Genomic DNA, 4,375 nt, shown 5'->3' on the forward strand with positions numbered 1-4,375 from the left:
GCTACAAACAGGGGCTATTGCGGAGGGACAACGACAAACCTCTGTTTAAAGAGGAGTTCTCGGACAGTCTCCCCCAATTTTGTATAAGACCATTGTCCTGCTTGTTGTACATGATTTTTGCAGTAGGCCAAAGAGGGTGCATGGGAGCACATGGATCAAGGTCAAATTCACCTAATGCTTCAATGATTTCTCGTGGTGTGTACCATTCATCGGAAGCGTTTGCAGATCGTTCAAAAGATGTATTCATGTATTACTTTCATTTAGGATTTTACGAATTTCTATATGATCGCAATTTTCATCAGCCTTTTTCAGAATATAAGCAATCTCTTCTTCCTTACTCATGTTCTGTGGACGTTTCGTTGCTTCTGCTCTCAATTCAGAAATAATTTTATCTACTTTGGGATTAGGAGTTTCGTATAATTTTTTAAGTTCAGCGGCTTTACGTTTAATAAGTCGCTCTGTCTTTTTGTTTAATTTCATCTTACAATATTTTAAAATATTCCTTGCATAAAAATCCTTTTCTTGGTGAAAAGTCTTTGAAGTCGCAACTCATGTATATTTCCTTCCTATCAGCCCAATGCGCCATGTCTTTCTGCCACTGTGGAATGATTTGGTGTGGATTGTTCAGATCACGAAAGGGTTGACAGTGTGGGAGAAAACGGCGGCTTTTAGATTTCCAGTAGTTGACACGCGCAAACGACTCTTTAAAGTCCATAAGGATGCAATACAAGAAATATTCCCCTTTATATCCATACTTGTCTATCAAAGCGGAAGCACGTTCAACTTCTGCAATTTGTCCCGGCGTATCGCATCCAAAGCGAATACGTTTAATCCATTTTACTTTTGCAAGTAGTCGGGCAATTTCATCCGTGATTAAGCGGGCATCCAGTCCTTGATTAAATCCACTTTGACACCCAGTTTGATGATTTTCTCTATTTGCTGCAAGCCATAGTTTGAGGCCAGTATATTATTATCCATAAGGATAGCTTTCTTCCGTCCAGCTGTTATTTCCTCAATATCCATATAAGGTGAGATTTTCCCTTCTTTTTTAGGAACAACACACCACTTACACCGATTGGGACAACCACGTGTCAGAAACCCATAGGACAAATTGGAGTCAATATTGTAGATAGAATAATCAGGTTGAAGACGATCAACCTCAACTGGAAGAACTTTTTCAATATCATATCCGGTACCACCTTTTTCTATTTGGTTGGCATTGATATAATAGTTATAGTCAGGTGTGAAAGTGAATACTTTAGCTGTATATACTTTGTCGTATTCACATAGGGGATTATACCACTCCACTTGATCGCCTCTTGCTTTGTGGTAAGCACTGATTTTCATAAGTGCTAAATTGGGGAAATTGCTATCAACGGCTAAAATTCCGATATTCATTATTCTTCAAATTTAGGTATTGGCATCCATGCTATCGGTTCCCATGATGAAGGTATGCTGCTCATTGAAGAGTAAATCGGATTACCTTTGTACGTATCATGGATATAACCATCCATGCAGAACCATACATTGTTGCTATATGTACCGTTAAAAATCGCACCATGTTTACATAGAATGATGATGTCTTCATTTTCATCCGGCAACCGTTCCTTCACGCTTATCCACGGGGATTGCTTTGCCTGCCATTCAGTACCTTTCACAAATGCGGCTTCTGCAATTTCATCATGAGATAAATATTCAAAATCATCAAGTGATGTGTGCGTACCATAAGTAGTTAATGTTTCGGCACTTGCCATTCTTGCTTCTATTGCCGCTTCTTTTACTGTCTGCTTGGTTTCTTCTTTTGTCATAGCTCGTTAAAATCTTTTTGCAATGTTTCTATCTTATTATCCAAAGCATTCATATAGTTCTGAAAGAAATTCTTACCAAAAATCTCTTCCTTTAATGGTACATCATTGTGCATTCTGTTGTATGTAAATATCAATCCACCACCATATTTTATGTTAGATTTTTCAAGTGCCATCTTATGATCTTTGTATTCCTCTATTTTCTTGTTGAGTTCTATTGCTTTGTTGAATTTATCTTTATCCATTCTACGTCTTCGTAATGTATACAATAGTCTAATAAATTTAAATTAGGATATTGATCCAAACATTCTTCTTGGTGAATACAATTCATGCAACACCATTCGTCTGACAGTCTGCTCATATCTTATCTGTTATACTCCAATATCTTATCGTTGATACGAAATATGTTGTCACTCACAAAATCGTATATTTTATACATCAGTTCTGGTTCTTGCTTTTCGGGAGAATAAACCATTACCCTTTTACCTGCGCCTTTCATCCATCCGGCTTCTGTGTTAGCAGATCGACCACAAGGAAGAACCATAACGCAGACATCAGCCCACTGCATACCATTGAAATCTGAATCAAAACCTTTCTGCGCAATTGGGTGATTAAGTGCTTCTTGATATTGCTTAGTTGTCCAGTTCTGCCAATCAGGGTCTATATCAGACCATTGGAAACCACCATTCCCATGTGGGGGATTCTTAAAATCATAGACCTCATGTCCTAAATCACGGAGAATATTTACAACTTCTTGTTGAAAAGGATTTCTCCAGCTACTTGCTACATAAATTTTTGCCATTTTACTTTTAATGCGTATATTTGAACCTCATTTGCAATGTCGCAAATGATTAATTTTTTTAATTATGAAATATTTAATTAGAAAAAGCATTCTATAGCTTTACTACCGTACGGCTATGGCAATGCTTAAAATTGAATAGACGGTAGGTTGGGACTTTGTGCTAAATTGTGTTGATCTTTTGTAGTGGTTGATTGAAAAATTTATTTAGTACAGCTAAGTCCTTAATTTAGGTGGTTATGGCACAAGGGTTCCACCTCTTCCCATTCCGAACAGAGAAGTTAAGCCTTGTCACGCCGATGGTACTGCATAATTGTGGGAGAGTAGGTCGCTGCCATTTTCTTTTAAGCCTTGTTATCTTTATTGATAGCAAGGCTTAAAACATTTACATTAAAGGTTTATCACCAATAGTTATTTCTTTCATTTTATCAGATCACTTTAATTCATCCTCTAATATTAATCCTCCATTTAGAATATGATTACGCATACTTTCACTCAACGACATTGTTTGCTCCAAACTGGGACGTACCCAATTATGAACTTTCACGTATGATGGTGGAGCTTGTTTTGAAGATTTCGTGTGCATCATATCCCCTCCGCATTTACATCTCATGATGAAGGGAGTTACACCTTTGTCTTTGTATAGAGTTACCTTATAATTATTGCATTTATTACATTCATATAGGTTATATTCTCCCCGGCCATCATAAATTTTAGCATCTTCAATACTTGCAACCATATTATTGTATTGTTGAGCTATATTATCTTTACTCATTTAATCCCATATTTTTCATTAAACATTGAATCCGCTTCTTGAAACTGTTTTGTGAAGCGATTCTTTTTATAAACTTTCGGTGCAGTACATCCAGTTAGCAAAGCAAGGAGTGTACAGATAAGCAGTATTTTCTTCATAATATTTTTATTTATTCGCATAACCCATGGAACAGACTCATGCAGGCATATCCACCTTCCGGCTCGAACATATCAGGGGTATGTTCTTTAACGTACTCCAAAACTTCCTCTACATAAGGATATTGTTTGTTTTTACAGAATCTTTGAGGTATGTATAATGGAGGAAAGAAGGAATGTCCTACGCTTTTCTCTGCTTGAATTAGGCGTTGGCACATTTTAGGATCATTTTTGGCTATGAGTTCGATTTCTTTGTGCCGACACATGATACACGGGAAACATCCAACACGTGAGAATCCACGATAATACAATGGATTCGGTTTCTGCCCTGCATCCAGTATGCAATCTATAACTTGCTGTGCACTCCATTTGAAGATCGGTCTTAGAACAGAAGCGTCATATTGGGAACACCATTCTTTGACATCCTTACTTCGGTAGTTTTCAGTTCTTCCTTTCTTATTAGGTTGAAAATACGATTTGAAGTACATACATTCCTCTTCCATTGCCGCACGTGCTGTACTTTCTCCGGCTCTGATACCTTGTATGATAATGCAGCTTTCTTTCAAAGAAAGTACATAATCAATCATTGGCTTCATTTTTAGTTCACTGGTACAAAATCGTGCATTCGTGGAAGGAAATCTTTTCTTATGAGCTGCCAAAGACACAAAATCATATTTTGATTTGAGAGTTATAAGTCTTACACCCATTTGCAGACAAACATCATTCACATGTTTATATGTGTCAGGGTGTTCCCAACCGGTGTCACAAAACACAGCGGTTAAATTCCCCCCCCCCAGACCGTCCGAGAACTCTGATTTTCGCTGTAGGATGGCATTCTTGCAGCGGATTTGAGGTCGTAGAG

Annotated in this window: 8 protein-coding genes, 1 rRNA gene and 1 pseudogene; 1 reads left to right on the plus strand and 9 read right to left on the minus strand. The window is 37.5% G+C overall.

The window, feature by feature from the left end:
- Nucleotide 1 precedes the first annotated feature (1 nt).
- The 6 genes and pseudogenes from NSB03_RS20050 to NSB03_RS20075 all read right to left on the minus strand — a co-directional run bounded on the left by NSB03_RS20050 (nucleotide 2) and on the right by NSB03_RS20075 (nucleotide 2,607).
- Nucleotides 2-247: a methyltransferase domain-containing protein gene (locus tag NSB03_RS20050; RefSeq protein WP_257466613.1), complete on the minus strand. Its 246-nt coding sequence runs from the start codon at nucleotides 245-247 to the stop codon at nucleotides 2-4.
- A complete protein-coding gene (locus NSB03_RS20055; RefSeq protein ID WP_024988816.1) occupies nucleotides 244-480 on the minus strand; it encodes a hypothetical protein in 237 nt (78 codons plus the stop codon). The genes NSB03_RS20050 and NSB03_RS20055 overlap by 4 nt, the downstream gene beginning before the upstream one ends.
- A gap of 1 nt (nucleotide 481) precedes the next feature.
- Nucleotides 482-1,398: pseudogene (locus tag NSB03_RS20060) on the minus strand (radical SAM protein).
- The gene (locus NSB03_RS20065) at nucleotides 1,398-1,808 is read right to left on the minus strand and encodes a DUF551 domain-containing protein (protein ID WP_004326723.1); all 411 of its coding nucleotides are present in this window, start codon (nucleotides 1,806-1,808) and stop codon (nucleotides 1,398-1,400) included. The pseudogene NSB03_RS20060 and the gene NSB03_RS20065 overlap by 1 nt, the downstream one beginning before the upstream one ends.
- A complete protein-coding gene (locus tag NSB03_RS20070) occupies nucleotides 1,805-2,050 on the minus strand; it encodes a hypothetical protein (protein ID WP_024988815.1) in 246 nt (81 codons plus the stop codon). Before NSB03_RS20070 ends, NSB03_RS20065 begins: the two co-directional genes overlap by 4 nt.
- 119 nt (nucleotides 2,051-2,169) lie before the next feature.
- Nucleotides 2,170-2,607 (minus strand): nucleoside 2-deoxyribosyltransferase, encoded by a 438-nt coding sequence (locus tag NSB03_RS20075; protein ID WP_257466614.1) that lies wholly within the window; start codon nucleotides 2,605-2,607, stop codon nucleotides 2,170-2,172.
- A 226-nt stretch (nucleotides 2,608-2,833) separates the two neighbouring features.
- Here NSB03_RS20075 and rrf point away from each other — a divergent pair.
- Nucleotides 2,834-2,944: ribosomal RNA gene (gene rrf, locus NSB03_RS20080) — 5S ribosomal RNA — on the plus strand.
- 93 nt (nucleotides 2,945-3,037) lie between these two features.
- Here the strand turns inward: rrf and NSB03_RS20085 are convergent.
- From NSB03_RS20085 to NSB03_RS20095, 3 genes are read right to left on the minus strand one after another with little or no spacing between them, the layout of a single operon-like run.
- Nucleotides 3,038-3,379, minus strand: coding sequence for a hypothetical protein (locus NSB03_RS20085; RefSeq protein ID WP_004326720.1), 342 nt, complete (start codon nucleotides 3,377-3,379; stop codon nucleotides 3,038-3,040).
- The gene (locus NSB03_RS20090) at nucleotides 3,376-3,516 is read right to left on the minus strand and encodes a hypothetical protein (RefSeq protein WP_004326719.1); all 141 of its coding nucleotides are present in this window, start codon (nucleotides 3,514-3,516) and stop codon (nucleotides 3,376-3,378) included. Before NSB03_RS20090 ends, NSB03_RS20085 begins: the two co-directional genes overlap by 4 nt.
- A gap of 11 nt (nucleotides 3,517-3,527) precedes the next feature.
- A complete protein-coding gene (locus tag NSB03_RS20095) occupies nucleotides 3,528-4,310 on the minus strand; it encodes a phosphoadenosine phosphosulfate reductase family protein (protein ID WP_008775809.1) in 783 nt (260 codons plus the stop codon).
- Between the last annotated feature and the right edge of the window lie 65 nt (nucleotides 4,311-4,375).

It is taken from the genome of Bacteroides acidifaciens, assembly GCF_024623065.1.
Lineage (GTDB): Bacteria > Bacteroidota > Bacteroidia > Bacteroidales > Bacteroidaceae > Bacteroides > Bacteroides acidifaciens.